The sequence below is a fragment of the Hydrocarboniphaga sp. FW305-C-57 genome, assembly GCF_058783045.1.
Map to the genome: position 1 here is coordinate 427,458 of NZ_JBYSYG010000002.1, position 26,180 is coordinate 453,637.

The window sequence follows — 26,180 nt, forward strand, 5'->3', positions numbered from 1 at the left end:
CTCCAGCTGACCTTTCGTCCGATCATGCCGCCGCTCGCGAGCCTCCGTCATCGCTGCTTCGCCACCCTGCTCGCCGTGCTCGTGAGCGCCTGCGCCGGCAAACCCGAGCCGGTCGCGCCGCCACCGCCGATGGTTGCGGTCAAGCCGAGGGTCGGCATCGCGCTCGGCGGCGGCGCCGCGCGCGGCTTCGCGCACGTCGGCGTGCTCAAGATGCTCGAATCGCAGGGCATCGTGCCGGACCTCATCGTCGGCACCAGTGCCGGCAGCGTGGTCGGCGCGCTCTACGCGGCCGGCCACGGCGGTTTCGAGCTGCAGGAAATGACCTTCGACCTCGACCGCGCCGCGTTCGCGGACTGGCAGCTGTTCGGCCGCGGACTGCTGCGCGGCGAGGCGCTGCAGAAGTTCATCAACGACAAGGTCGGCAACCGGCCGATCGAATCGCTCGACAAGCCGTTCGCCGCAGTGGCGGCCAAGCTGCGCACCGGCGAAGGCGTGCTGTTCACGCGCGGGGACGTCGGCCAGGCCGTGCGCGCCTCGTCGGCGATTCCGGGCATCTTCGTCTCGCCCGTCATCAACGGCGAGGAATACGTCGACGGCGGCACCGTGAGCCCGGTTCCGGTCAACTACGCCAAGCGCATGGGCGCGGAAATCGTCATCGCGGTCGACATCAGCCAGCCTGTCGCCGAAGTGCCGAGCAACAGCTCATTGGCTTCGGTGCTCAAGGCCTTCGACATCATGGGCAACGCGCTCAAGGCCAACGAGCTGCCGACCGCGGACGTGATCATCGCTCCGAACGTCAAAGGCCTGGCGACGACCAATTTCGAGACCAAGCAGAAAGCCATCCTCGAAGGCGAGCGCGCAGCGCTCGCGGCGGTGCCGAAGATACGCGAACTGATCGCCCAGAAGACGCGCATGATGCCGGCCGACCAGGTGCCGGCGCCGATCAAGCCGGGCTCGGCGAATTAGCCGCGACGCCAGGCGTGAACGCTCCGGTCGCCTCCGCCGCATTCGAACGCGCCGACTGGTTCGCGACTTCGCTGCGCAAGATCGCCGGGCGCGAGATCAAGGGTGGCAACCGGCTCACGCTGCTGCTCGACGGCCCGCAGGCCCACGAGGCGCAGCTGCGCGCGATCGCGCAGGCGCAGCATCACGTGCATCTGGAAACCTACCTGCTGACCGACGACGAGCTCGGCACGCGCTACGCCGAAGTGCTGCAGCAGCGTGCTCGAGCCGGCGTGAAGGTGCGGCTGATGCTCGACGGGCTCGGCGCCTCGGGCGCAGGCGACGAGTACCGCGAGGCGCTGCGCGAGGCCGGCGTCGAGCTGCGCGAGTTCAACAGCATCAATCCGTTCAAGAATCCGCGCGTCTGGCGCATGACCCGGCGCTCGCATCGCAAGACGCTGATCGTCGACGGCCGCATGGCGTTCACGGGCGGCGTCAACATCACCGACGAATACCGGCGCTCTCCCGACGATCCGACGCCCGCCGTCGGCAGCGAGCGCGGCTGGCGCGATACGCAGGTCATGCTCGAAGGCCCGGCGGTCGCCGAGTTCCAGCAGATGTTCCTGATGTACTGGGCACGCCTCGGCGCGCTGCGCGACGAGGACGGCTGCTATCGCAGCGAACCGGTCGCCGAAGCCGCGGCGCGCGTCTGCGCGATCACCGACCAGGGCGAGGATTTCGTCGATCACCTGATCACCGATGCGCCGCCCGCGCACCTCATGCAGCTGCGACCGAAGTACCGCGTCGAACCGCGCATCTATCACGCGTACCTGTCGGCGATCCGGCTCGCGCGCGAGCGCATCTGGATCACGCAGGCCTATTTCGCGCCGAACGGCAGGTTGATCCGCGCGCTCGCCGCGGCGGCGCGGCGCGGAGTCGACGTGCGCCTGCTGCTACCGAGCATCAGCGACGTGCCGCTCGTGCGCTACGCGGGCCGGCGCCGCTATGCGCGCCTGCTCAGGTCCGGCGTGCGCATCTGGGAATACCAGCAGGCCATGCTGCATGCCAAGACCGCCGTCGTCGACGGTGTCTGGGCCACGGTGGGCTCCGCGAACCTCGACTACCGCAGCCTGTTCCACAACGACGAGGCGAACGCCTTCATCGTCGATGCAGGCTTTGCGCGGGAACTCGAGCGCGTGTTCGAGCACGACTTGCGGCATGCCGGCGAAATCCAGCTCGCGCAGTGGAAACGGCGCGGCTGGTTCGATCGCCTGATGGAGCTGTTCGCAGGCTCCATCAAGCGTCTCCTTTAGCGACGACGCTCAGCGGCTCGAAACGGTCTCGCCGCGAATGCCGGCGATGCGCTTGGCTTCCTTGAAGTGCTTTTCGCACGCGGCTTCGTCGCCGTTCTGCGCGCTTTCGACGGCCAGCGAGATCGAGCGCTGCGCCTTTTCCTTCTTTGCCTGGTTCGAGAGCTTGGAGATATCGGATTCGACGGCCTGGGCCGAGGATACGCAATCGGCGACGGCCGGCAGCGAGGCCAGACCGAGCGCGGACGCGAACAGCGCGAGCGAGAGCTGCTTTTTCATGAGATGAACTCCGTAATGAGCCTAGGAAAGTCAGGATGAAACGGCATAGCGCCCCCACCGCCAAGCCCGAAAATCATCCGCGCGCCTGCATGAAGCACAGCTGACGAGGCGCCCAGGCGCGCATTGGCGCACCAGAAACCGGCCTCGCGATGCGCTGGGCGCAATCGAATCGTCATTCCGGCGTCACCGGGCTGTCGCAAAGCCAGCCTACCGTTCGCGGTTCTTCGATGCGCGACTGAAATTCCAGAACGGGGGATTTTTTGATGAAGAAGTACGCTCTTTCGCTGGCCGCGATGTTGCTCGCCGCCGGCCTTTCCGCCTGCTCGGGCGACGATGGCTCCGACGGCGCGACCGGCCCGCAGGGCCCCGCGGGCCAGAACGGTAGCAACGGCAGCAATGGCAGCAACGGCACCGACGGAACCAGCGCCGTGCTGATCGAGCTGAGCCTGCTCGGCCGCTATTCATCGGGCCTGGCCGAAGAAAGCGCCGCCGAAATCGTCAGCTACGATCCGGCCACCAAGCGCCTGTTCGTGGTCAACGCGGCCGAAGTCAGCATCGACGTGCTCGATGCGGCCAACCCGAGCGCTCCGGCCAAGCTCAACACCATCAAGTCCGAGGGCGGCAGCGCGAACAGCGTCGCGGTCTCGGGCGGCATCGTCGCAGTGGCGATCGAGGCCGACACCAAGACCGACAACGGCAAGGTCGAGTTCTACAGCTCGAGCTCGCTCGAAAAGCTCGGCGAAGTCGCGGTGGGCGCGCTGCCCGACATGCTCGCGTTCACGCCGGACGGCAAGGCCGTGCTGGTCGCCAACGAAGGCGAGCCGAGCGAGGGCTACACCGTCGACCCGGTCGGCTCGATCAGCGTGATCGACCTGAGCGCCGGCGTCGCCGCGGCCACCGTGAAGACGGTCGGCTTCGAGGCCTACGACGACAAGGCCGACGAACTGCGCGCCAAGGGCGTGCGCATCTACGGTCCGGGCGCGAGCGTCGCGCAGGATCTGGAGCCCGAGTACATCGCCATTTCGCCGGACGGCAAGACCGCCTGGGCCACGCTGCAGGAAGCCAATGCGGCCGCGGTGATCAACATCAGCGACATCGCCAACCCGGCGCTCGTCGACATCCGTCCGTTCGGCCTCAAGGATCACTCGATCATCGGCAACGAGCTCGACGCGAGCGATCGCGACGGCCGCATCAACATCCGCAACTGGCCGGTCAAGGGCCTTTATCAGCCCGACGCGATCGCCGCCTACGACTTCAACGGCAAGACCTACTACGTCACCGCCAACGAAGGCGATGATCGCAACGACTTCATTCCGGGCGAAGAAACCAAGCGCGTCGGCTCCTCGTCGGTGGTGCTCGATCCGGCGGTCTTCCCGGACGCGGCCACGCTCAAGCAGAACACCAATCTCGGTCGCCTGACGATCACGCCGTACGGCGCCAAGACCAACGCGGCCGGCGAACTGCAGGAGCTGCTCGTGCTCGGCGGCCGCTCGTTCAGCATCTGGAATTCGGACGGCGCGCAGGTGTACGACAGCGGATCGGAATTCGAGCGCATCACCGCGCAGCGCAATCCGAGCTTCTTCAACGCGAGCAACGACAACAACAACTTCGACGACCGCAGCGACAACAAGGGTCCGGAACCCGAAGGCGTCGCGCTCGGCAAGATCGGCGGCCACACGTTCGCGTTCATCGGCCTCGAGCGCATCGGCGGCATCATGGTCTACGACGTCAGCAACCCGCAGAACGCACGCTTCGTGCAGTACCTCAACACGCGTGACTTCACCAAGGAAATCGACGATTCGAGCGCGGGCGACATCGGTCCCGAAGGCCTGCACTTCATCGCGGCCGAGCACAGCCCGAACGGTAAGCCGCTGCTCGCGGTCGGCAACGAAGTCAGCGGCACGACCTCGATCTTCCAGATCGACGCGGTCGAGCTGAAGTAAGCCTCAAGCCGTCACGGCTACACAAAAAAGCGGCTGCATCCGGCCCGCGAAGGCTGGATGCAGCCGCTTCTTCGTTCGCGTCTTAAGAGCAGCCTTCGACGTACATCACCTGCGGCATCACACCGATGCGCCAGGCGATGACCTTGCCTTTCGCATCGGTCTCGAACAGCAGGCGCTTGTCGCCGCCCTGCGGCGGCGTGACGACCAGATACTGCGCACCTTCGACGTACTTGTGCGGCATCGCCTCGACGTGTCCGGCGTAGGTCTTGAGCACTTCGTCCGCGCTCGCGCCGACCTTGAGTCCGCCCGGCGCGCTGTACTGATCGACGTCGACCACGTAGCGCACGAACTTTCCGTCCTCGAGCATGAAGACGATGCGATACGTGTCACCGAGCCTGGGCTCCGGAATCAGCAGGCGGCAGCTGTCCTGATCGGTACCGGTGATCTTCAGCGGCCGGCCCCAGGACTGGCGGATCGATTCCTCGTTGTCGCCGAAATGCGCGGGGCCGAAGCCTTCGAAGCCGATCGGAGCCGTCTCCGCGAACGCGTCGGAGGACGCGGCGGACGCCGTACCGGCCGGAGGGCTTTCGCCAGCCGGCGTCGGCTCGGCGCGCTCGGGCGCGGAGGCGGGCGCATCGGGCGCGCTTTGCTGCTGGCATGACACCAGCAGCGCGACGGCAGCACATGACAGCAGGCGCAGTGAATTCGGCACGGGCGTTTCTCGCTGGATGGACGAACCGGCTTCCATTGTTGGGATGCCACGCGATCATCCGCTGAACGGCTGCAGCGAGCGTCCCGAATCTCGAGTCTCGAGGCGAGTGAGCTCAGACCTTCGCGTCGTCGAGCGCCTCGTAGCACTTGCGCAGCCAGACCTTGATGCGCTGGCGTTCGAGCAGGCCCAGGCCGGTGTAGCTCTTGTCTTCGCTGTTGGCCGCGGCCCAGAAGCTGAGGCTGCGCGCATCGATCTTGGTCATCGCCGCTTCGTGCAGGCGCGGGATGGTGATGATTGTCGCGCCGAGCGCGGTGGCGCGCTCGCGCAGGCCCGATCGCTCGAAGATCGCGAAGTCGTCGCCACGCGCCGCATTGAGCACGATCACCAGCGGCAGCTGGCCGCCGAAGCGATCGAGCCAGCGCGCAAGCAGGTCCACCGAATCGCGGCCCGCGTCCATCACGTGCCAATAGCGGATCGACAGCCCGAGCTCGCCGCTGAGCTCGATCACGCCGGATTCGTCGAGCCAGCGCACCAGCGGCTCGTGCGTCTGCGCCGCAAGATCAACCAGGATGCGGCGGTCGGGCTGCTCGGCGGCGGCCTCGAGCACCGCGTCGAGGCTCTCGAAGCGGTCGATCGCCACCGGCGAGGCGTAGCCGGCGTAGAAGCGCAGCAGCGCGCCGTGCGAGCGGTCGGAATCGAAGCCCAGGAAAGCCTGCTCGCGATCGATCAGGTACTGCGCCAGCAGGCGCGCGAGCAGCGACTTGCCGACTCCGCCCTTTTCGCCGCCGATGAAGTGAACCGTTGCCATCAGAAACTCCACATGAGAGGGGCATCGCCCCGGTTTGGAGCGGCAGGCTAGCGCATCCGGCCTCGACGCCCCGCCTCGCAGTCGCTGGCGACGCCGGCGATTCGCGCACAATGCGCCGCAAAGCGGCGCGCCGCCGCGCCCGGGAATCCACCCCGTCACGCCACCTGGAACCAGAGAACCCGATGAACAGCTCCCATCCGCGCAAGGCCATCGTCACCGGCGGCACCGGGGCCATCGGCAGCGAAATCTGCCGGCAGCTCGCAGCGGCGGGACTGCGTGTGATCGCCATCGGCCATCCGTCCGACGGCGAGCGGCTGCCGGCCTGGCGCGAGGCGCTCGGCGGGTTCGCCGATCGCATCGACGTCGAGCTCGGCGATCTCGCCGACGCGGCCTCGGCACAGGCCGCGATGCAAGCCGCGATCGCCCGGCTCGGCCGCGTCGACGTGCTCGTCAACGCGGCCGGCATCACGCGCGATGCGCGCTTCGCCAAGATGTCGCTCGAACAATGGCGCGCGGTGCTGGCGAGCAATCTCGACAGCGTGTTCCATTGCTGCAAGGCGGTGTTCGAAGCGATGTGCGCGCAGCAGTACGGACGCATCGTCAACATCGCCTCGGTCAACGGCCAGAAAGGCCAGTTCGGCCAGGCCAACTACTCGGCCGCCAAGGCCGGCATGCACGGCTTTTCGATGGCGCTTGCGCAGGAAGGCGCGCGCTTCGGAGTGACCGTCAACACCGTCTCGCCGGGCTACGTGCGCACGCCGATGACCGCCGCGATCAAGCCCGAGGCGCTCGCCGCCGTGCTCGCCCAGGTGCCGATGGGCCGCATGGCCGAGCCGGCCGAGATCGCGCGCGCGGTGCGCTTTCTGGCCGACGAGGAGGCGGGTTACATCACCGGCGCGAACCTGCCGGTCAACGGCGGGCTGTTCATGTCTGCGTAGCGGACTGGGCCGTTGACGCGACTGATGCTCGGGCGGATGATCCTGCGCCCCAACCGCCCGCCGCCACGCGCCGCCACTAAAAATCCATGAGCCAGGCACCCGTTCCGTCCGTCCCAGCGACCGCCGCCGAGGCGATCGAACGGGCGCTGGCGGTCGATGGCCACGTGTTCGTCGGGGCCGCCGACATGCGTCGCCTGCTCGAGGCCAGTGGTTCGCTGAGCGACTGGGCCGCGTTCACGGCGAGCTGGGACGACATGCCGGTCGATACCTTCATGGCCGACGGCGGGCGCTACCGCCGGCGCCGCTACGCGGTGTTCGCGGCCGATGCCGACGGCCTCCACCGGCAGCCGCACCAGCCGCACTACCAGGGGCTCGAATACAACCGTCTCAACGGCGGCGTGGCGCGCTGGTTCGAGCCGGTGCCGGATGCGATCGCGCAAGGCTCCAGCCTGCAGGCCGTGCTGCGCTGCTGCCACGCTCTGTTCGGCACGCTCGCACCGCAGGCCAGGCGCTGGCACGTCGAGCTGCATCAGTTCCGCATCGAGGCGATTCCGGGCGAGAGCGGCAAGCCGACGCCCGAAGGCAAGCATCGCGACGGCGTCGACTACGTGCTCGTGCTGCTGGTCCGGCGCATCAACATCGCCAGCGGCACGACCACGATCCACTCTCCCGACGATCGCGATCTCGGCAGCTTCACGCTCACGCATCCGTTCGACGCGACCTTGATCGACGATCACCGCGTCTTCCACGGCGTGACGCCGGTGCAGCCGATCGATCCGGCGCAGCCGGCGTATCGCGACGTGCTCGTGGTGACGTTCCGCGCGCTCGCGGACTAAAAAGCGCCTTACGCCGACAGCACCTGCCGCACTTTCGCGGCCAGCCCGTCGATGCTGAAGGGCTTGCTGATCATCGCCATGCCAGCTTCCGAAAACCCTGCTTCGCGCGCCGCGCTCTCCGCGTAGCCGGTGATGAACAGCACCTTCAGCGCGGGCTGCTTCTGCCGCGCGATTTCGGCGATCTGGCGGCCGTTCAAGCCCGGCAGGCCGACGTCGGTGGCGAGCAGGTCGACCGTCTCGCGATCAAGCATCTGCAGCGCGTCCTCGCCGTCTTCGGCCTCCAGCACGCGATAGCCGAGTTCGCCAAGAATCTTCGCCGCCAGATCGCGCAGATCGGGATTGTCCTCGACCAGCAGGATGGTTTCGGCGGCCTCGGCCTGCTGCGCATGCGCCGCCAGCGAACCGAGCGGCTCCAGCCGCTGCACCGCAGGCGACTGGGTACCCGGCAACAGCAGGCAGACCGTGGTGCCGCGACCGACTTCGGTGTCGATCTGCACATGGCCGCCGAGCTGCTTGACGAAGCCGTAGATCATCGAAAGCCCGAGCCCGGTGCCCTGCCCGAGCGGCTTGGTGGTGAAGAACGGATCGAAGATCTTGTCGACGATGTCGGCCGCGACGCCGCTGCCGCTGTCCTGCACGCTCAGCGCCAGGTACTCGCCGGGCGCGAGCCCGGCGTTGCGCGCGCAATAGTCCGCATCGGCGACCAGGCGCTGCGTGCGAATGCGCAGCCGCCCGCCTTCGGGCATCGCGTCGCGCGCGTTGATGACGAGATTGAGCAGCGCGCTCTCGAGCTGGTTGTGATCGGCGAGCGCGCGGCCGCTGTCGCTCGCCAGCTCGGTGCTCACGGCGATCGACGAACCGAGCGTGCGCTCGATCAGCTCCTGCATCGAGCGGACCAGCGCGTTGACATCGATCGCACTGATGTCGAGCGCCTGACGACGGCCGAACGCGAGCAGGCGCTGCGTCAGCGAGGCCGCGCGATGCACCGAGTTCATCGCGGTTTCGAGATAGCGGCGAACCTCGTCCGCGCGCGCGCGTTCGGCCAGCTGCAGCGAAGCGAGGATGCTCGCGAGCAGGTTGTTGAAGTCGTGCGCGATGCCACCCGTGAGCAGGCCGATGGCTTCCATCTTCTGCGCCTGGCGCAGCTGCGCCTGCGCATCGAGCAGCCGGGTTTCGGCAAGCTTCTGCGAGGTGATGTCGCGCGCGGTGGCGTAGATCTGGTCGCCGTCGAGCACGGCCGACCACGCGAGCCAGCGGTACTGGCCGTCCTTGCTCCTGAAGCGGATCTCGAGCAGAGACAGTGCCCGCCCGCCGCCGGTTTCCACGCGCGCATGCTGGGTTTTCTCGCGATCGTCCGGGTGCTCGAGCCACTCCGAGGTCTTGCCGAGCAATTCCTCGTCGTCGTAGCCGAGCACCTGCTTCCAGGCCGGGTTGACCTCCAGGAAGCGGCCCTGGTTGTCGGCGACCAGGGCCAGATCCTGCGTCACGTTCCACAGGCGATCGCGTTCGCGCGTGCGCAGCGCCACTTGCGCTTCGAGCTGCTGCTGCAGGCTCGCCTGCAGCTCGCGCGCGGCGACGATGTCCTGGATGTCGGTCGAGGTACCGAACCAGTGCGCGACGCGGCCGTCGCTGCCGAGCACCGGCAGGCCGCGCGTCTTGAACCAGCGGTATTCGCCGTCGTAGCGGCGGATGCGGTAGTCGATGTCGTAGTCGTGCTCTCCGGCGAGTGCCCCGGCGCGATGCCTCGCGGCCTGCTCGCGATCGTCCGGATGCACGAGCTCGATCCAGCGCGTGCCGAGCTGCTCCTCGACCGGCACGCCGGTGTATTCGAGCCACTGCCGGCTCAGATAGTCGCAGCGGCCGTCGGGCAGGCAGGTCCAGACGAGTTGCGGCAGCGTTTCGACCACGAGCCGGAAGCGCGATTCGGATTCACGCAGGGCCATTTCGGCCGCGCGCTGATCGGTCAGATCGATCACGGCGACGCCGATGCCTTCCTCGGTCGGGAACACGCGCAGATCGAGCCAGCGTCCGGGGCGCGTCAGCGAGCCCATTTCGAGCCGCTTGGGGCGCCGCGTCTGCAGCACGCGCTTGAACAGCGATTCGATCATGCTGCCAGCGGTCTCGGGCATCGCCTCGGTGAGCTTGCGGCCAAGCACTTCGCTGCGCGAGCGCCGTGTGAAGCGCTCGGCCGCGGTGTTGAAGAACGTGAAGCGCAAATCCTGGTCGAGCGCGTAGAAGATGTCGCCGATGCCGTCGAGAATCGCGGCCTGCTGGCGCTGCGCCTCGATGAGCTGCTCGCTCGTGCGGCGCTGCTCGTCGAGCATGTTGCGCAGCCGCGCCTCGCTCGCCGCGAGCCGGCGCTCGGCGAGCTGCGAGGCCGAGGTTTCGGTGACGATGCAGAGCACGCCGATCACACCGCCGCGCTCGTCCTCGACCGGGCTGTAGTCGACGTTGAGCCAGACGTCCTCGGCGACGCCGTTGCGATAGAGCACCAGATGCTCGTTGCGCAGCGAGTGGGCTTTCCCGGCCTGCACGTTGGCGAGAATCCCGCGATTGAGCTCGGCCACTTCGGGCCAGCCCTCGAACACCGAAACGCCGAGCAGCCGCCCGTGCCGGGCACCCGCGATCGGGATGTAGGCGTCGTTGTACATCATGATCGCCTCGGGGCCCCACCAGGTCATCATCGCGGCCGGCGAGCGCAGGCTCAGTTCGACCACGGTGCGCATCGAGGTGGGCCAGCCGTCCATCGGACCGAGACCGCTGCGGCTCCAGTCGTAGGCCTGGATCTGGCGCGCCATCTCTGCGTGCGGCTTGCTCGCCTGAGCGATGGCCATGAGGAAGGGGTCTGCGAAGGGCCTTCATTATGCCGTCGGTTGGATCGCCTTAGGCTCTCGCGCATGATCGATCTGGCCGCCGTCGAGTCCTGGTTCAGCAGCCGTGGCTGGCGTATCGCCGATTTCCAGCGCTCGGCCTGGGCCGCGATCGCGGGCGGCGCATCGGGGCTGATCCATTCGTCGACCGGCAGCGGCAAGACGCTGGCCGCCTGGATCGGCGCGCTGCTGCAGGCCGAGGGCGGGCACGAGCCTCTGCGCCTGCTCTGGATCACGCCGATGCGCGCGCTGGCCGCGGACACCACGGCGGGCCTGCAGCGCACGGCGCAGGAACTCGGTAGCGGCTGGAGCGTGGAACTGCGCACCGGCGACACCGGCAGCGCGGCACGCGCGCGCCAGCGCAAGCGGCTGCCGCAGGCGCTCGTGATCACGCCCGAATCGCTGTCGCTGCTGCTCTCGTACGCCGACCTGATTCCGCAGTTCGCCGGGCTGACCACAGTGGTCGTCGACGAATGGCACGAGCTGCTCGGAACCAAGCGCGGCGTGCAGACCGAGCTGTGCCTGTCGCGGCTGCGCGCGCTCGCGCCGACGCTGCGCGTCTGGGGGCTGTCGGCGACGCTCGGCAATCTCGACGAGGCGGCGCGCGTGCTCGTCGGCCCGCAAGGCACGGCGCGACTGATCGCGGGCGAGCAACGCAAGACCGTGCGCATCGACACGGTGATTCCGCCGAAAGTCGAGCGCATGGCCTGGGCCGGGCACCTCGGTTTGCCGCAGCTGCCGCAGGTGGTCGCCGAACTCGAGCGCGCGGGCACTTCGCTGGTGTTCACCAACACGCGCTCGCAGGCCGAACGCTGGTTCACAGCGCTGCAAGAAGCGCGTCCCGATTGGCCGATGGCCCTGCATCACGGCTCGCTCGACACCGCGCTGCGCCGCGAAGTCGAGCAGGGCCTGCGCGAGGGCAGCCTGCGTGCGGTGGTCGCCACATCGAGCCTCGATCTGGGCGTCGACTTCGGGCCGGTCGAACAGGTGCTGCAGGTCGGCGGTCCCAAGGGCGTGGCGCGGCTGCTGCAGCGCGCGGGCCGCAGCGGACACCAGCCCGGCGCGGCGAGCCGTATCGTCTGCGTGCCGACGCAGGCGCTCGAACTCGCCGAATTCGCGGCCGCGCGCCTGGCCGCGCAGCGCGGACACATCGAAGCGCGGCGGCCGCTGCGCAACAGCCTCGACGTGCTCGCCCAGCACGTCGTCACGCTCGCGCTCACGGCTCGCGTGAGCGCCGACGAAATCCGCACGCAGATCGCGGGCACGCACGCCTACGAGCAGCTGTCCGATGCCGAATGGCGCTGGGTGCTCGACTTCGTCATGCGCGGCGGCCCGGCGCTCGCGGCGTATCCGCAATATCGCAAGGTGGTCGAGCGCGACGGCCTGCTGCACGTCGACGACGCCACGCTCGCCAAACGCCATCGGCTCGCGGTCGGCACCATCGTCTCCGACAACATGGTGCGCGTGCGCTATCTGCGCGGGCCCTCGCTCGGCAGCGTCGAAGAGAGCTTCGTCGCGAGGCTCAAGCCCGGCGACGGCTTCACGTTCGCGGGGCGTCGGCTGAGCCTGATCCGCGTGCGCGACATGACGGCGTACGTGCGCGCCGAGGCCGGCACGCAGATGATCCCGCGCTGGATGGGTGGCCGCATGCCGCTGTCGTCCGAGCTCGCCGAGACGCTGACCGAAGTGCTCGCCGGAGCGCTCGGCGAGCAGCCGCCCACAGCGGAGCTGCAGGCGCTCGCGCCGCTGCTCGGCGTGCAGCAGCGCTGGTCGCGCCTGCCCGCGCCGGAGCGCCTGCTGATCGAACGCGCGTGCTCACGCGAAGGCCAGCACTGGTTTGTCTACCCAATGGCCGGACGCCATGTGCACGAAGGGCTTTCGGCGCTGCTCGCCTGGCGGCTCTCACGGCGCGCGCCGCTCACCTGCAGCTTCTCGGTCAACGACTACGGCTTCGAACTGGTGTCGCGCGAGCTGCCGGATCTCGATGCCGGCGGCCTGCATGCGCTGCTGTCGCCGGACGATCTCGATCGCGAGCTGCCCGCGAGCCTCAATGCTTCGGAGATGGCGCGCCGGCGCTTTCGCGAGATCGCGCGCATCGCCGGCCTGGTGTTCGAAGGCTATCCGGGCGCCGGCAAGAGCGTGAAGCAGGTGCAGGTGTCGAGCGGGCTCATCTACGACGTGCTGCAGCGCTACGACGAGGGCAACCTGCTCACGCGACAGGCGCTCGCCGAGGCGCTCGAACAGCAGCTCGACTACCGCCGGCTCGCCGAAACGCTCGCTCGCCTGCGCGATTCGGAGTTCGACATCGTCGACGTCGAGCGCTTCACCCCGCTCGGGTTTCCGTTGTGGGCCGACCGGCTCAACAGCCACCAGATTTCGAGCGAAGCGCTGCAGCAGCGCATCGCGCGCATGCTCGAACAGATCGAAACCGCAGCGCACGAATCCGCGCCACCGAAACGCCGCAAAGTGCGTGCATGAAGACACTGAACTGGCGCATCGCGGGCGAAGACGTGCTGCTCGACAGCGAGCGCGCCGTGTACTGGCCGCGTGAAAAAACCGTAATCGTCGCCGACGTGCATCTCGGCAAGGGCAGCGTGTTCCGCCGATCGGGCATCGCGGTGCCCACGGGCTCGACCTTGCATGACTTGCAGCGACTGTCGGCGCTGATCGAGCGGCATGCGGCCCGGCGCCTGCTCGTGCTCGGCGATCTGTTTCATGCGCGGCTCGATGAAAGCGAGCATTGGCATGCGCAGTTCGAGGCGTTTCGTCGGCAGCACGCCGCGCTGCGTCTCGACGTGGTGCAAGGCAATCACGACGAGCGCAGCGGTGTTCCACACCAGTGGCGACTGAACTGGCTCGGCGCGCCGCAGGTCGAGGCACCGTTCGCGCTCATGCACGAGGCCACACCTTCCTCGCTCGGCCATGCGCTCGGTGGTCACGTGCATCCGGTGATCAAGCTGCAGACGCGCCGCGAGCGCCTGCGCCTGCCGGTGTTCTGGCTGCGCGAATCACTGACCGTGCTGCCGTCGTTCGGCCTCTTCACGGGCGGCTGGGAAGTGCAGCCCCGCGCCGGTGATCGGCTGGTCGCCGCGGCCGCCGAAGGGCTGGTCACGCTGCGCTGAGCCGGCCAAGGCTCCGCAGCCACGCAGCGGTAAATCCGCCCTATCGGCTTGTGCGCCCCGCCGGCGCGCGCCTTAATCGCAGCAACACCACCATCGGCAGCGCGGTGTGCCGCGACAGGGATACGCCATGAAGGAAGTCACGAAAGGGCCCATGAAAGGATCAGCCCGCGCAGCGACGGCAGTAGCGCTTGCCTGCATTGCGACGCTGTCGGGCTGCCATGCCGATGATGACGGCTCGACGACGACATCCGCGCGCAGCGGCAGCTTCACCGCGCTGAGCTACAACGTGGCCGGCTTGCCGGAGCTGATCTCGGGCTCGGAGCCGCAAACCAATTCGCCGCTGATCAGTCCGCTGCTCAATGCCTACGATCTGGTGCTCGTGCAGGAGAGCTGGGGAGACAGCGTGCGGCAGCTGCAGGCGATGGGCCTGCCCGTCGATGCGCTGCCACCGGTGCTCGGCTATCACCACCTGATCGTCGCCGATGCCGACCATGCCTACCGCACCGAACCCGAACCGCATCCCTTCGGCACCGAGCTGCGGCGCGGCATCGATGGCGTGCTGGGCCCGACGATATTCGCCGACGGCCTGAACTGGCTGTCTCGCCTGCCCTACGCTGCCATCGAGCGCGTGCTCTGGAATGCCTGCCACGGCTCGCTGCTGACGGTGCCGCTGACCGAACTGCTGGGCCTGCCAGGCCTGCAGGAGATCGCCACCGCGCTGGGCCTGACCGGCCCGCAAGGACTCATCGACGACGGCGCCACCGACTGCGCGGCACAGAAGGGCTTCATGTTCGCCCGCTTCGAGCCGGCACCGGGCGTCGCCATCGACGTCTACAACCTGCACGCCGACGCCGGTGGGCATGATCGTGATGCCGCCGCCCGAGCCGACAACTTCGAGCAACTGGCCGATTTCATCCTGAGCCGCTCGGCGGGACATGCGCTGATCGTCGGCGGCGATACCAACCTGCGCTACGACGGCACGCGCGACGCGCGTCGGCAGGCGCTGGACGGCGACATCTGGACGCGTTTCCTGCAGCGCACCGGCCTCACCGACGCCTGCGTCGCCACCGCTTGCGGCGAAGAGGCTTTGGCGCAAGCGGGCTACTCGGTGCACGACCGCTTCAGCTACCGCAGCAGCGAAGACGTCGAACTGCGGACCAGCAGCCATCACTTCGAGCGCGAGCGATTCACGCGCGAAGACGGCGAGCCGCTTTCCGATCACGACCCGCTGGCGGTTCGCTTCGAGTGGAGCCTGCGGCGCTGATGGCACGGTAGCAAAGGCCTCAGACGAGGTCGGCACCGCGAGCGCTCAGCAAGTCCCGCAATAGCGAACGGTGACAGCGCGACTCGTCCTCGCAATAGCAGCCCACCGAGAAATCCGCGCCATGCGACAAGGCCGCGAGCAGATCGAGCGAGCGGCTGTTGTCGGGCGTCGCCATTTCGGCGCGATAGGCCTTGGCGAAGCGATCCCACTCGGCCTGCGTATTCGCGGCGCGTCCGGCCTGCATGAGCTCCGCGCTCGGCGCGAGATTCGGATACCAGACGTCGTACCAGTTCTGCGACGCGAACTCGGATTTCGGCACGCCGCGCGGTGGACGCCGGACGGTGCCGATGCGCAGGCCTTCGCCTGCCGTCCTCTCGCTACCCAATCTCACGATTCGAATCGCCATACTCACTCTCTCTATACGAAACGGTCGATGCCCCGCACGAGCAGGTTCGCCAACCGCTTCTGCTTGAGCTGATCGAGCCACCAGTCGAGTGCTCGGCCCTGGTGGTCTCCGCGCCAAGCGACGTAGAGCACGTTCGGCTCACGCGGATCGGCGACGGCTTTCTCGATCAGCTCGCCACGCTTCAGCAGCGAGGCGACGCGCGCCCGTGGCAGCCAGCCCACGCCCAATCCATCGCGCTGGGCCAGGATTTTCTCGCGCATGCCCGGTACCGCAAGCGTGGCCTGGCCACCGAGCACCCCATAGCGGCGCCCGTCGGTGTGCCGCGAAGAGTCGGCAACCACCACCGAGCGATGCACTGCGATCGCTTCGCGTTCGAGCGGCTCCCTGGCGCTGGCGAGTGCATGCCGCGGCGAAACCGCGAACACCCAATCCATGACGCCGAGTTCGAACCAGCGCAGCGTCGGAATCACCGGCGGCTCGTTGGTCGCTCCGATGACCAGATCGGCACGCCCATCGCGCAGGGCCTCCCAAGTACCGCCAAGCACTTCGTGCGTGAGCCGCAGCGTGACGCCCGAATTCAGCGCGTCGAAACGGCGGATCGACGGCAGCAGCAGATCGAATTCGACGATCTCGTCGCTGACGATCCAAAGCCGGTCTTCCCAACCACCAGCGACCTGCTTCACGCGACGCGTAAGGCGAGAAACATCCTGCTGCAGGCGCGCCGCTTCGATCGCCAGCAACTGACCCGCCGGCGTGAGTTGCAGGCGATAGCGGCGGCGATCGAATAGCAGCGCATCGAAGCGCGCTTCGAGCTGACGGGCGGCGTGCGAAATCGTCGAGGGAGCCTTGGCCAGCCGTGCGGCTGCGCGCGACAGGCTGCCGGTTTCGCGAATCGCTTCGAGCAGGGCCAGTTCATCGGCCGACAACATGTTCGACTCCTTCGCACGTTTTCGTCGAAATTGTAATACGGCAGACGCCCACGGGATCGCCAAGATGGCCTCACGGTCATCGCCGACCGGCCATTTTCCCAGGAGCATCACCATGGCACGTTTCGACAACAAATCGGTTCTCGTCACCGGCGGCACCAGCGGCATCGGTCTCGGCAGCGCGCAGGCATTCATCGATGCGGGTGCTCGCGTCGTCTTCACGGGCCGTGACGCCGGCACGCTCGACCGCGTGCAGAAGCAGCTCGGCGAACGCGCGATCGGCCTGCAGAACGACAGCGGACGCATCGCCGATGCACGAGTGCTCGCCGAACAGCTCACGCGCCGCGGCATCATGCTCGATGCGGTGTTCATCAACGCCGGAGCGGCCAAGTTCGGCGCGCTCGCCGACATCACAGAGGCTCAGTGGGACACGAGCTTCGATGCCAACGTCAAGGGCGCCTTCTTCCAGATACAGGCCCTTGCTCCGCTGCTGAACTCGGGTGCGTCCATCGTGCTCAACGGTTCGATCAACGCGCACATTGGCATGCCCGGCTCGTCGGTCTACGCGGCGAGCAAGGCAGCGCTGATCTCGCTCGCCAAGACGCTGTCGGCCGAACTGCTTCCGCGCGGCATTCGGGTCAACGTCGTCAGCCCCGGCCCGGTCTGGACTCCGCTACATGCGCAATTTGGCAGCGAGGGCAACGCGCAGGTCCAGAGCCAGATTCCGCTAGGCCGCTTCGGCAAGGTAGAGGAGATCGCCGCGACGGTGCTCCATCTGGCCTCGCCCGAATCGGGCTTCATCGTCGGCGCCGAGATCATCGCCGACGGCGGCATGAGCACGCTGTGATCGCAGCATCGCAAGCGGGCGACGGCAGGCCACAATCTGCCGCTGCTCTCTTCCATGGAACGGCATCACCGAATTTTTCCGTCTCGAGACGCAGGCCTATGCGGCGCAGCTGACGGCAAGATTCTTGTAGTAGACAACGGTGTCGCAGTAAGCGCCGTCGGGCAGCAGCGCGAAATCCGGAATGCGCCCGCAACGCTGCCAGCCCTGGCGCACGTACAGGCGCTCGGCGGCGTCGCTCGCGGTGTCGAGCACGAGCAGGCGCTTGCCGGCCGCGAGCGCGCCCTGCTCGGCCGCGATCAGCAGCGCCTCGCCGACGCCCTGACGACGCGCCTTGCGATGCACGAGCATCTTCGCGAGATCGGCCCGATGCGGCTGGTTCTCGGGCAGGCCGAGCACGATCTGCGCGGTTCCGACGATGTCGCCGCTCGCATCCTCTGCGACGAAGACGAGCCGCTCGCCGCGTTCCAGGGCCTGCGCCGTGCCGCTCCAGAACGCCCGCGCCTTGGCCTGCGTCATCGGCCACATGAAACTCACCGAGGCGCCACCTTCGACGCAGTCGACGAGCACCTCGCACAGGCCGCGCAGTTCCTGCTCGCCGATGCGCGACAGGCTGCGGATGCGGATCGCGCTCATCTCATTTCCTCGCATTGAACGGCAGTTCGCCCGCGATCACGACGATGTAGTGCGCCGGCTTGCGCGTGCGGTTGTGGAATCGCACGGGCTCGTCGAGCGCCATCGCGAGGCAGTCGCCTTCTTCGAGCGTGTGCGTGCGCGTCCCGAGCGTGACCTCGATGCGCCCCTGCTGCACCCAGATCTGCTGGTGCACGCCATCGTGCGCGGTTTCGTAGGCCACGCTCGCGCCGGCCGGAAACTTCACGTCCACGATGCGAATCGGCGACGGATATCCAGGCGGCGAGATGTTGCAGCGCAGGTAGCCCGATTGCGGATCGCGCCAGCGGCGGCGCTCGGCCGCTTTCGACACCGGGCTCGCTTCGGTGGCCGGATCGTCGTCGAACAAGGCGGCGAGCATGACGCCGAGGCCGGCCGCGATCTTCTCGAGCACCACGGCCGTCGGGCTGCTTTCGCCGCGCTCGACAAGCGACAGCATCGAGCGACTCACCTCGCTGCGCGTCGCGAGCGCCTCGAGCGTGAGCCCGCGCTGGGCTCGCAGGGCGCGCACGCGGGTGGCGATGCGCGAGTTGATGTCGCTCGCGGCGGCGGATTCGTCCTTCATGGTGGAATCAATTTCCACCAAACTGGATTTCACGTCAAGCTCGGCTCTTGCGCCGCGCGCTTCAGTCGATGAACAGCGTCGCCGGATGTTCGAGCAGCGCCTTGATGCGCTGGATGAACGAAGCCGCATCGAAGCCGTCGACGATGCGGTGATCGAACGAGGACGACAGGTTCATCATCGAGCGCACGACGATCTGGCCGTTGCGCACGACGGGCCGTTCGACCATCGCATTGACGCCGACGATGGCGACTTCGGGCGCATTGATGACCGGCGTCGTGACGATGCCGCCGAGCTTACCGAGGCTCGTGATCGTGATCGTCGAGCCCGACAGTTCCTGCCGCGTGGCCTTGCCGCTGCGCGCCGCTTCGGACACGCGCGCGACTTCCTTCGCGGCCTGCCACAGGTCGTGACGCTGAGCTGCATGCACGACCGGCACGACGAGCCCGTTCGGCGTCTGCGTGGCGATGCCGACGTGCACGGCCGAATGGCGCGAGACGATGCCGGCTTCGTCGTCGTAGGTCGCGTTGATCTGCGGAAATTCGGGCAACGTCCGCGCGAGCGCGCGCATCAAGAACGGCAGCAGCGTGAGCTTGCCGCGCGTCTTGCCGTGCTGTTCGTTCAGATGCTGGCGCAGCGCTTCGAGCTCTGTGACGTCCACTTCCTCGACGTAGGCGAAATGCGGAATGCGCCGAGACGAGCGCTCCATCGCCTCGGCGATCTTGCGACGCAGGCCGATGACCTTGATCTGCTCGATGCGATCGGGCTCGTCGGTCGTGCGTGCAGTGGACTTCGCGACTGGCGCGGAAGCCTGAGCCTGCAGATCTTCGAGCAGGATGCGTCCCGAGGGCCCGCTGCCACGGATGCGATGCAGATCGAGACCCATTTCGCGGGCGCGCAGGCGGACCGAAGGCGCGGCGGCCGGGCGCGCTTCGTAGTAGCCGCCGTCAGTCGCGGGCGCTTTGCGCTCTCCCTGCGGGCGCGAAGCCTTGCCCTCTCCCTCCGGGAAAGGGTGGCGCGCAGCGCCGGGTGAGGGACTCGCAGTCGAGCGCGGCGCTGGAGATTCCTCACCCCCGGCCCCTCTCACTGAGGGAGAGGGGAGAGAAGCCGTATCGGTGTCGATGCGATGCGCGCTCATCTCGATCGTCACGAGCAAGCCACCGACCGCCACCTTGTCTCCGACCGCCGCATGCAGCTTCACGACTTTGCCCGCGACCGGCGAAGGAATCTCCACCGCGGCCTTGTCGGTCAGCATGTCGACGAGTCGCTGGTCCTCTTCGATCTGATCACCCTCGGCGACATGCCAGGCCGCGACTTCGGATTCGGCGATGCCCTCGCCGATATCGGGCAGCTTGAACTGGAACGTGGCCATCAGTCCTCCATCGCCTTGCGCAGCGCCTTGGCGACGCGCTTGGGTCCCGGGAAGTAATCCCACTCGAAGGCATGCGGGTACGGCGTGTCCCAACCGGTGACGCGCGCGATCGGCGACTTGAGGTAATAGAAGCAGTTCTCCTGGATCAGCGAAACGAGCTCCGCGCCGAAGCCGCAGGTACGCGTGGCTTCGTGCACGACGACGCAGCGGCCGGTCTTGCTCACGGACGCGACGATCGCATCGAGATCGAGCGGCAGCAGGCTGCGCAGATCGATCACCTCCACATCGATTCCACTCTCCTCGACGGCGGCGAGCGCGACGTGGACCATCGTGCCGTAGGCCAGCACGGTCAGCGCATCGCCCGCGCGCACGGTCTTGGCCTTGCCGAGTTCGATACGGTAGTAATCGTCAGGCACCTCGCCGAGTTCGTGCTTGCTCCACGGCGTCAGCGGCTTGTCGTGATGGCCGTCGAAAGGCCCGTTGTAGATGCGCTTGGGTTCGAAGAACACCACCGGATCATCGTCCTCGATCGCGGCGATCAGCAGGCCCTTGGCGTCGTAGGGATTGCTCGGCATCACCGTCTTGAGCCCGCAGACGTGCGTGAAGATCGCCTCGGGCGACTGGCTGTGCGTCTGCCCGCCGAAGATGCCGCCGCCACAGGGCGTGCGCACGGTCAGCGGCGCCGTGAAGCCGCCCGCCGAGCGATAACGCAGACGCGCGGCCTCGGAGACGAGCTGGTCGAACGCCGGGTAGATGTAATCCGCAAATTGAATCTCGACGACCGGCCGCAGGCCGTAGACGCCCATGCCGACCGCGGTTCCGAGAATGCCGCCTTCGGCGATCGGCGCGTCGAAGCAGCGACGCTTGCCGTATTTCTTCTGCAGGCCCGAGGTGCAGCGGAACACGCCACCGAAATAGCCGACGTCTTCGCCGAAGATCACCACCTTCTCGTCGCGGCCCATCATCGTATCGAGCGCCGAGTTGATCGCCTGGATCATGTTCATGCGGCTCATGATTCAGTCCTCGCGCTCTAGCGAACGGAATTCTTCGAGCTGCCGTTGCAGGTGCGGCGGCATTTCCTTGAACACGTCCTCGAACATCGTTTCGGGAGAATCGGGCGGCGTGCTCAAGGTGCCGTGGCTTTCGGCTTCTTTGAGCGCCTGCTTGACCTGATCTTCGAGCTGCTTGGTCAAGTCGGCGTGCTGCTCCTCGCTCCATTCGCCGAGCTGGATCAGGTGCTGCTTGAGTCGCTCGATCGGATCGCCGAGCGGCCAGAGCTTCCATTCGTTCTCGGGTCGATAGGCGGACGGATCGTCGCTCGTCGAATGCGGGGCCGCGCGATAGGTATAGAGCTCGATCACGGTCGCACCATGATTGTGGCGCGCGCGTTCGGCGGCCCATTGCGTCGCCGCGTAGACCGCGAGGAAATCGTTGCCGTCCACGCGAATGGCCGGCAGACCATAGCCGACCGCACGCGCGGCGAACGTGGTCTGCTCGCCGCCCGCCATACCCTGGAACGTCGAGATCGCCCATTGGTTGTTGACGACGTTGAGGATCACCGGCGCGCGATACACCGCGGCGAAGGTCAGCGCGTAGTGGAAGTCCGCCTCGGCCGTGGTGCCATCACCGACCCAGCCCGCGGCGATGCGGTGATCGCCCGAATACGCCGAGGCCATCGCCCAGCCGACGGCCTGCGGGAACTGCGTACCGAGATTGCCCGAGATCGAGAAGAAACCCACCTCGGGCACGGAATACATCACCGGCAGCTGGCGGCCCTTGATGCGGTCCTTCGTGTTGCTGAAGATCTGGCACATCATGTCGACGAGCGACCAGTCGCGCGCGATCAGCAGGCCCTGCTGGCGATAGCTCGGGAACAGCATGTCGTCCGGCGCGAGCGCATACGACTGCGCGACCGCGACGGCTTCCTCGCCGGTGCTCTTGATGTAGAAGCTGGTCTTGCCGATGCGCTGCTGACGAACCATGCGCTCGTCATAGACGCGCGTGAGCAGCATGTGGCGCAGGCCCGAACGCAGTCGATCGGGCGGGAGTCTCGGGTTCCAGTCCCCGACCGCCTGGTGCTCGTCGTCGAGCACGCGGATCAGCGAATAGGCGTAATCGCGCAGCTCCGACGCCGGCGCATCGACGGAAGGCCGGGTGACGCTACCGGCCGGTGGAATCCGGATGCTGCTGAAGTCGACCGGGTCGCCCGGCCTGCAGCTCGGCTCCGGTATGTGCAGCTGAAGTCGGGGCTTCATCGTCGCACGCCTCCTCGCTTTTTTATGGCGCATTTATAGCGTTTTACGGTTGCCGCCGACTGAAGGGTTTCCCTCACGATCGGCCCTGCGGCGATGCGAGGGCCGCTATGGCTGACGCAGATCGTTGAGCCGCGTGCGCACGAACGCCATGTGCCCGGCCGCGACCTCGCGCGCCTGCGCCGCATCGCGCGACAGGATCGCATCGAGCAGCGCGCGATGCTGCTGGCGCAGCGCGCCCGCGGTCTGCGAGTTCGGCGCCAGCCCGGCGATGCTGAGCTGCACGTGCTCGTGCAGCAGCTTGAGCAGCGAGGCCATCAGCGACGAATACACGGTGTTGTGGGTCGCATCGGCGATGGCCATGTGAAACGCCACGTCGCTGGCGATTTGCGAGCGTCGATCCGACGTCGAGTACGCGGCATCGACCGCCGCTTCCGCGCGAACCAAGCGCTCACGATCGCGCGCGTCATAGCGCTGGGCCGCGAGCTCGGCCGTACTGCATTCGAGCATGGTGCGGAACTCGGTGATGTTCTCCTGCAGGCGCGGATCGCGCTGCGCGAGGTCCGACCAGATCTCGGCCATGCGCTGGTCGGCGCGATCGTTGATGTAGGTGCCGTCGCCCTGCCGGCGCGTGAGCAGGCCGCGTGCGACGAGCAGGCCGATGCCCTCGCGCACGCTCGCCCGCGACAGTCCGAAGCGCTCGGCGAGTTCGCGTTCGGGCGGCAAGCGGCCCTCGAAGCGGCGCTCGAGAATGGCGCGTTCGAGCTGTTGCGCGACCTGTTCGCTGCGGCGTTCGGGTGTGGCATTCATCGGGAACCCGTCGAAATCCTGTCATGCGGCGAACGCCGCTTATTGGTCAGACCAATATCACAGTCGGGTATTCGACGACCAGACTGCCTCGCAATAAAACCCATCGTGCGCGACGCAAGGCACGGTCGTGCTGACAGGAGAAAAGCGGTGAGTTCCCAAGCAGTTCCGTTGCCCGTGCGCGCCTCCGATGCGCCTCGCCAGCAGGTCTATCTGTTCGCGACCTGTGTGATCGACCTGTTCGCGCCGCAAGCCGGCGTCGACGCGGTCGAAGTGCTCGAACGCCTCGGCGTCGACGTGCATTTTCCCGAGCGCCAGACCTGCTGCGGCCAGCCCGGCTACACCACCGGTTTTCCCGAAGAAGCGCGCAAGGTCGCGGCCGCGCAGCTCGACCTGTTTCCGCAGCCCTGGCCGATCGTGGTGCCGTCCGGCTCCTGCGGCGGCATGCTCAAGCATCACTGGCCCAAACTGTTCGCGAACGACGCCAAGCTCTCCGCCAAGGCCGAATCGATCGCCGAACGCACCGTCGAATTCACCGATTACGTCGTCAATACGCTGGGCCTGAATCTGCCGCCGGTGGCCGCCGAAAAGAAGACGACGGTCGCGCTGCACACCTCGTGCAGCGCGCGCCGCGAGATGGGCACGCTCGACATCGGCCGCGCAGCGCTCGCCAGGCTGCCGGGCGTCGAACTCGTGGTGCACGATCACGAGAGCGAATGCTGCGGTTTCGGCGGCACTTTCTCGGTCAAGCATCCCGAAATTTCCGCCGCGATGGCTGCAGACAAGCTCGAATCGATCCGCCGCACGCGCTGCGACGGCTTCGTGAGCGCCGACTGCGGTTGCCTGCTCAACCTCAATCTCACGCTCGAAAAGCAGAACCAGGACAAGCTGCGCGGTGAACACATCGCCAGCTTCATCCGCTCGCGCATGGATTGCGCCGGCGGTGGCGCATGAGCGCGTCGAACAGCAGCAAGGCGCGCGAAAACATCCTGTCGCGCCTGCGCTCCGCGCCGGCCGGCAAGATCGTCGGCGCGCCGGACATCGCCTCGTACTACCGCGATCGTCCGCAGCCGAAGTTGATTGACGGAGCCGAGGAATCGCGCCGCGAGCGCTTCATCCGCAACGCCACGTCCTGGCGCGCGGAGATCGTCGAAGCGAGCGAAAGCGACTGGCCAAGCAAGCTCGTGCAGGTGATCGAGCAGAAGCGGCTCGGCAAGCTGCTCGTCGGCCGCAACACCACCATCGGCTGGACGCTCAGCGCCCTGCTGCCGCCCGATAAGCTGTACTGGTACGAGCGCGATCTCGCCGAGATCAAGTCCGACCTGTTCGATCACGTCGACGCCGGCATCAGCACGACCCTCGGCGGCGTCGCCGAAACCGGCAGCCTGCTGCTGTGGCCGACACCGGCCGAGCCGCGCACGCTGTCGTTGATCCCACCCGTGCACATCGCGCTGCTGTTCGAAGACCAGATCGTCGAGACGCTGCACGAGGCGATGATGCAGAACCAGTGGGCCGAGCGCATGCCGACCAACCTGCTGATGATCACCGGGCCTTCGAAGACCGCGGACATCCAGCGCATGCTCGTCTACGGCGCGCATGGTCCGAAGGAACTCGTGATCGTGCTGGCATCACGCAAGGACACGCACAGCAGCAACGGAGATTCGGCATGAACGCTCCCGTCGTCATCGAACGCCCCGGTCCGGCCACGCCGAAGACCGTCGGCGCCGCAGCGGCCGACACGCACGAGAAGACGCATCGACCCGAAGACTTCAAGCTGCGCAGCCACGAGTCGGTCAACGATCCGAACCTGCGCAGCAGCTTTCGTGGCGCGATGGATTTCCTCATCGAGCGCCGCGCGGTGCATTTCTCTGACTTCGTCGCTTTCGACCAGCTGCGCAAGCTCGGCGAACAGACGCGCCAGCATGCGCTGAATCACCTGCCCGACCTGCTCACGAAGCTCGAAGCCAAGCTCACCGAACTCGGCGTGCACGTGCATTGGGCCGAGACACCCGAGGACGCCAACCGCATCTTCCTCGACATCGCCAAGGCGCACGACGCCAGCATGATGGTCAAGGGCAAGTCGATGGTCAGCGAGGAGATCGAGCTCAACCATGTGATGGCGGACCACGGCATCGATTGCCTCGAAACCGACATGGGCGAGTACATCCTGCAGCTCGACGGCGACCGGCCCAGCCACATCATCATGCCGGCGATCCACAAGACCAAGCAGGACGTCGCCGAGATCTTCCACGAACACATCGCCGGCGCTCCATTGACCGACGACGTCAACGAGCTCATCGGCATCGGTCGCAAGGCCCTGCGCGAGAAGTTCGGCGCGTCGAAGATCGGCGTCTCGGGCGTGAACTTCATGGTCGCGGAAACCGGCACCATCGCGCTGGTCGAGAACGAGGGCAACGGCCGGCTCTGCACTTCGGTCCCGGACGTGCACATCGCCATCACCGGAATCGAGAAAGTGGTCGAGAAACTCGAGCATCTCATTCCGCTCTACGCGCTGCTGCCGAAGTCGGCGACCGGCCAGGCGGTGACGACCTACTTCAACCTGATCACCGGTCCGCGCCGCGCCGGCGAGCGCGACGGTCCGCGCGAAATGCATCTGGTGCTGCTCGACAATGGGCGCACGCAGGCATATCGCGAAGAACGTTTCCGCGCGACGCTGCAGTGCATCCGCTGCGGCGCCTGCATGAACCACTGCCCGGTCTACACGCGCGTCGGCGGCCTGTCGTACGGCACCACGTATCCGGGCCCGATCGGCTCGATCATCTCGCCGCATTTGGTCGGCCTCAAATCGACACGCGATCTACCGACGGCGTCGAGCCTCTGCGGGGCCTGCGGCGAAGTCTGCCCGGTCGGCATTCCGATTCCCGAAATGCTCATGAAGCTGCGCGAGGCCGGCCGTCATTCGGTTTCGCAGTCGATGACGCCGCCGACCCAGGCACTGGTCGGACAGGGCGAAGTGCGCCTGCTCGCCGAAGTGCTGGCCTGGAAAGGCTGGCGTGTTCTGTATTCGCACGCTTTCTTGTATCGGCTGTTCGCCTGGTTCGCGCCGCGTTTGCGCTTCCTGACGCCGGCCTGGCAGGGCGGATGGACGCAAAGCCGCGCACCACTGAAGCCGGCGTCGAAGTCGTTCCGCGACCGGCTCAAGGAGAGAAACAAGTCACCGCGGTAAACTGTCGGAATTACAAGCGGGTCCAAGTCGATCGGACGATACATCGTCCCGCCCTCGATCGAGCAATACCGAGACCCGCGCCGGTATGGAGAATCAAGCGATGAGATCGCCTCTACGTCACATCGAAA

Annotated in this window: 24 protein-coding genes; 12 read left to right on the forward strand and 12 right to left on the reverse strand. The window is 67.1% G+C overall.

What is annotated here, in order from left to right:
* Nucleotides 1-24 precede the first annotated feature (24 nt).
* Both AC3WUM_RS06255 and AC3WUM_RS06260 read left to right on the forward strand, forming a co-directional pair.
* Nucleotides 25-966, forward strand: coding sequence for a patatin-like phospholipase family protein (locus AC3WUM_RS06255; protein WP_492409339.1), 942 nt, complete (start codon nt 25-27; stop codon nt 964-966).
* 14 nt (nt 967-980) lie between these two features.
* Nucleotides 981-2,255, forward strand: coding sequence for a phospholipase D-like domain-containing protein (locus AC3WUM_RS06260; RefSeq protein ID WP_492409340.1), 1,275 nt, complete (start codon nt 981-983; stop codon nt 2,253-2,255).
* A gap of 9 nt (nt 2,256-2,264) precedes the next feature.
* Here the strand turns inward: AC3WUM_RS06260 and AC3WUM_RS06265 are convergent, their stop codons facing one another.
* Complete coding sequence (locus AC3WUM_RS06265) at nt 2,265-2,531, reverse strand: hypothetical protein (RefSeq protein ID WP_492409341.1); 267 nt, start codon at nt 2,529-2,531, stop codon at nt 2,265-2,267.
* Nucleotides 2,532-2,794: 263 nt separating this feature from the next.
* On the opposite strand from AC3WUM_RS06265, the gene AC3WUM_RS06270 reads away from it, so the two are divergent.
* Nucleotides 2,795-4,474 (forward strand): choice-of-anchor I family protein, encoded by a 1,680-nt coding sequence (locus AC3WUM_RS06270; RefSeq protein ID WP_492409342.1) that lies wholly within the window; start codon nt 2,795-2,797, stop codon nt 4,472-4,474.
* A gap of 82 nt (nt 4,475-4,556) precedes the next feature.
* On the opposite strand, the gene AC3WUM_RS06275 is transcribed toward AC3WUM_RS06270, so the two are convergent.
* Both AC3WUM_RS06275 and AC3WUM_RS06280 read right to left on the reverse strand, forming a co-directional pair.
* Nucleotides 4,557-5,186, reverse strand: coding sequence for a hypothetical protein (locus tag AC3WUM_RS06275; protein ID WP_492409343.1), 630 nt, complete (start codon nt 5,184-5,186; stop codon nt 4,557-4,559).
* Between the two features lie 112 nt (nt 5,187-5,298).
* The gene (locus AC3WUM_RS06280) at nt 5,299-5,994 is read right to left on the reverse strand and encodes a P-loop NTPase family protein (RefSeq protein ID WP_492409344.1); all 696 of its coding nucleotides are present in this window, start codon (nt 5,992-5,994) and stop codon (nt 5,299-5,301) included.
* 182 nt (nt 5,995-6,176) lie between these two features.
* Here AC3WUM_RS06280 and phbB point away from each other — a divergent pair, with 182 nt between their 5' ends.
* Nucleotides 6,177-6,932, forward strand: coding sequence for an acetoacetyl-CoA reductase (gene phbB, locus AC3WUM_RS06285; protein ID WP_492409345.1), 756 nt, complete (start codon nt 6,177-6,179; stop codon nt 6,930-6,932).
* Nucleotides 6,933-7,018: 86 nt separating this feature from the next.
* Complete coding sequence (locus AC3WUM_RS06290; RefSeq protein ID WP_492409346.1) at nt 7,019-7,768, forward strand: 2OG-Fe dioxygenase family protein; 750 nt, start codon at nt 7,019-7,021, stop codon at nt 7,766-7,768.
* An 8-nt stretch (nt 7,769-7,776) separates the two neighbouring features.
* Here AC3WUM_RS06290 and AC3WUM_RS06295 read toward each other — a convergent pair whose 3' ends face one another.
* The gene (locus AC3WUM_RS06295; RefSeq protein ID WP_492409347.1) at nt 7,777-10,602 is read right to left on the reverse strand and encodes a hybrid sensor histidine kinase/response regulator; all 2,826 of its coding nucleotides are present in this window, start codon (nt 10,600-10,602) and stop codon (nt 7,777-7,779) included.
* A 63-nt stretch (nt 10,603-10,665) separates the two neighbouring features.
* Between AC3WUM_RS06295 and AC3WUM_RS06300 the strand changes: the two genes are divergently transcribed.
* The 3 genes from AC3WUM_RS06300 (at nt 10,666) to AC3WUM_RS06310 (ending at nt 15,024) form a co-directional block, all read left to right on the forward strand.
* Nucleotides 10,666-13,116, forward strand: coding sequence for a ligase-associated DNA damage response DEXH box helicase (locus AC3WUM_RS06300; protein WP_492409348.1), 2,451 nt, complete (start codon nt 10,666-10,668; stop codon nt 13,114-13,116).
* Complete coding sequence (pdeM, locus tag AC3WUM_RS06305; protein ID WP_492409349.1) at nt 13,113-13,760, forward strand: ligase-associated DNA damage response endonuclease PdeM; 648 nt, start codon at nt 13,113-13,115, stop codon at nt 13,758-13,760. Before AC3WUM_RS06300 ends, pdeM begins: the two co-directional genes overlap by 4 nt.
* 151 nt (nt 13,761-13,911) lie before the next feature.
* Nucleotides 13,912-15,024 carry a hypothetical protein gene (locus AC3WUM_RS06310; RefSeq protein WP_492409350.1) on the forward strand — a complete coding sequence of 371 codons (1,113 nt, stop codon included), beginning with the start codon at nt 13,912-13,914 and terminating at the stop codon, nt 15,022-15,024.
* 19 nt (nt 15,025-15,043) lie between these two features.
* Here the strand turns inward: AC3WUM_RS06310 and AC3WUM_RS06315 are convergent, their stop codons facing one another.
* Both AC3WUM_RS06315 and AC3WUM_RS06320 read right to left on the reverse strand, forming a co-directional pair.
* A complete protein-coding gene (locus tag AC3WUM_RS06315) occupies nt 15,044-15,430 on the reverse strand; it encodes a DUF488 domain-containing protein (RefSeq protein WP_492409351.1) in 387 nt (128 codons plus the stop codon).
* 11 nt (nt 15,431-15,441) lie between these two features.
* Nucleotides 15,442-16,359 carry a LysR family transcriptional regulator gene (locus AC3WUM_RS06320; RefSeq protein WP_492409352.1) on the reverse strand — a complete coding sequence of 306 codons (918 nt, stop codon included), beginning with the start codon at nt 16,357-16,359 and terminating at the stop codon, nt 15,442-15,444.
* A gap of 112 nt (nt 16,360-16,471) precedes the next feature.
* Between AC3WUM_RS06320 and AC3WUM_RS06325 the strand changes: the two genes are divergently transcribed.
* The gene (locus AC3WUM_RS06325) at nt 16,472-17,203 is read left to right on the forward strand and encodes an SDR family oxidoreductase (protein ID WP_492409353.1); all 732 of its coding nucleotides are present in this window, start codon (nt 16,472-16,474) and stop codon (nt 17,201-17,203) included.
* 96 nt (nt 17,204-17,299) lie between these two features.
* Here the strand turns inward: AC3WUM_RS06325 and AC3WUM_RS06330 are convergent, their stop codons facing one another.
* The 6 genes from AC3WUM_RS06330 to AC3WUM_RS06355 all read right to left on the reverse strand — a co-directional run bounded on the left by AC3WUM_RS06330 (nt 17,300) and on the right by AC3WUM_RS06355 (nt 22,868).
* On the reverse strand, nt 17,300-17,836 hold the full coding sequence (locus tag AC3WUM_RS06330; protein ID WP_492409354.1) for a GNAT family N-acetyltransferase: 537 nt from the start codon (nt 17,834-17,836) through the stop codon (nt 17,300-17,302).
* 1 nt (nt 17,837) lies between these two features.
* Nucleotides 17,838-18,437 carry a helix-turn-helix domain-containing protein gene (locus AC3WUM_RS06335; protein WP_492409558.1) on the reverse strand — a complete coding sequence of 200 codons (600 nt, stop codon included), beginning with the start codon at nt 18,435-18,437 and terminating at the stop codon, nt 17,838-17,840.
* Between the two features lie 61 nt (nt 18,438-18,498).
* A complete protein-coding gene (locus AC3WUM_RS06340; protein WP_492409355.1) occupies nt 18,499-19,806 on the reverse strand; it encodes a dihydrolipoamide acetyltransferase family protein in 1,308 nt (435 codons plus the stop codon).
* On the reverse strand, nt 19,806-20,819 hold the full coding sequence (locus AC3WUM_RS06345; RefSeq protein ID WP_492409356.1) for an alpha-ketoacid dehydrogenase subunit beta: 1,014 nt from the start codon (nt 20,817-20,819) through the stop codon (nt 19,806-19,808). Before AC3WUM_RS06345 ends, AC3WUM_RS06340 begins: the two co-directional genes overlap by 1 nt.
* Before the next feature lie 3 nt (nt 20,820-20,822).
* The gene (locus AC3WUM_RS06350; RefSeq protein ID WP_492409357.1) at nt 20,823-22,061 is read right to left on the reverse strand and encodes a thiamine pyrophosphate-dependent enzyme; all 1,239 of its coding nucleotides are present in this window, start codon (nt 22,059-22,061) and stop codon (nt 20,823-20,825) included.
* Nucleotides 22,062-22,166: 105 nt separating this feature from the next.
* On the reverse strand, nt 22,167-22,868 hold the full coding sequence (locus AC3WUM_RS06355) for a FadR/GntR family transcriptional regulator (protein WP_492409358.1): 702 nt from the start codon (nt 22,866-22,868) through the stop codon (nt 22,167-22,169).
* Nucleotides 22,869-23,015: 147 nt separating this feature from the next.
* Here AC3WUM_RS06355 and AC3WUM_RS06360 point away from each other — a divergent pair, with 147 nt between their 5' ends.
* The 3 genes from AC3WUM_RS06360 to AC3WUM_RS06370 are packed head-to-tail and all read left to right on the forward strand — an operon-like array spanning nt 23,016 to nt 26,052.
* Nucleotides 23,016-23,819, forward strand: a complete 804-nt coding sequence (locus AC3WUM_RS06360; RefSeq protein WP_492409359.1) for a (Fe-S)-binding protein — start codon at nt 23,016-23,018, stop codon at nt 23,817-23,819.
* The gene (locus AC3WUM_RS06365) at nt 23,816-24,535 is read left to right on the forward strand and encodes a LutC/YkgG family protein (protein WP_492409360.1); all 720 of its coding nucleotides are present in this window, start codon (nt 23,816-23,818) and stop codon (nt 24,533-24,535) included. The genes AC3WUM_RS06360 and AC3WUM_RS06365 overlap by 4 nt, the downstream gene beginning before the upstream one ends.
* A complete protein-coding gene (locus AC3WUM_RS06370; protein WP_492409361.1) occupies nt 24,532-26,052 on the forward strand; it encodes a LutB/LldF family L-lactate oxidation iron-sulfur protein in 1,521 nt (506 codons plus the stop codon). The genes AC3WUM_RS06365 and AC3WUM_RS06370 overlap by 4 nt, the downstream gene beginning before the upstream one ends.
* The last annotated feature ends 128 nt before the right edge of the window (nt 26,053-26,180 follow it).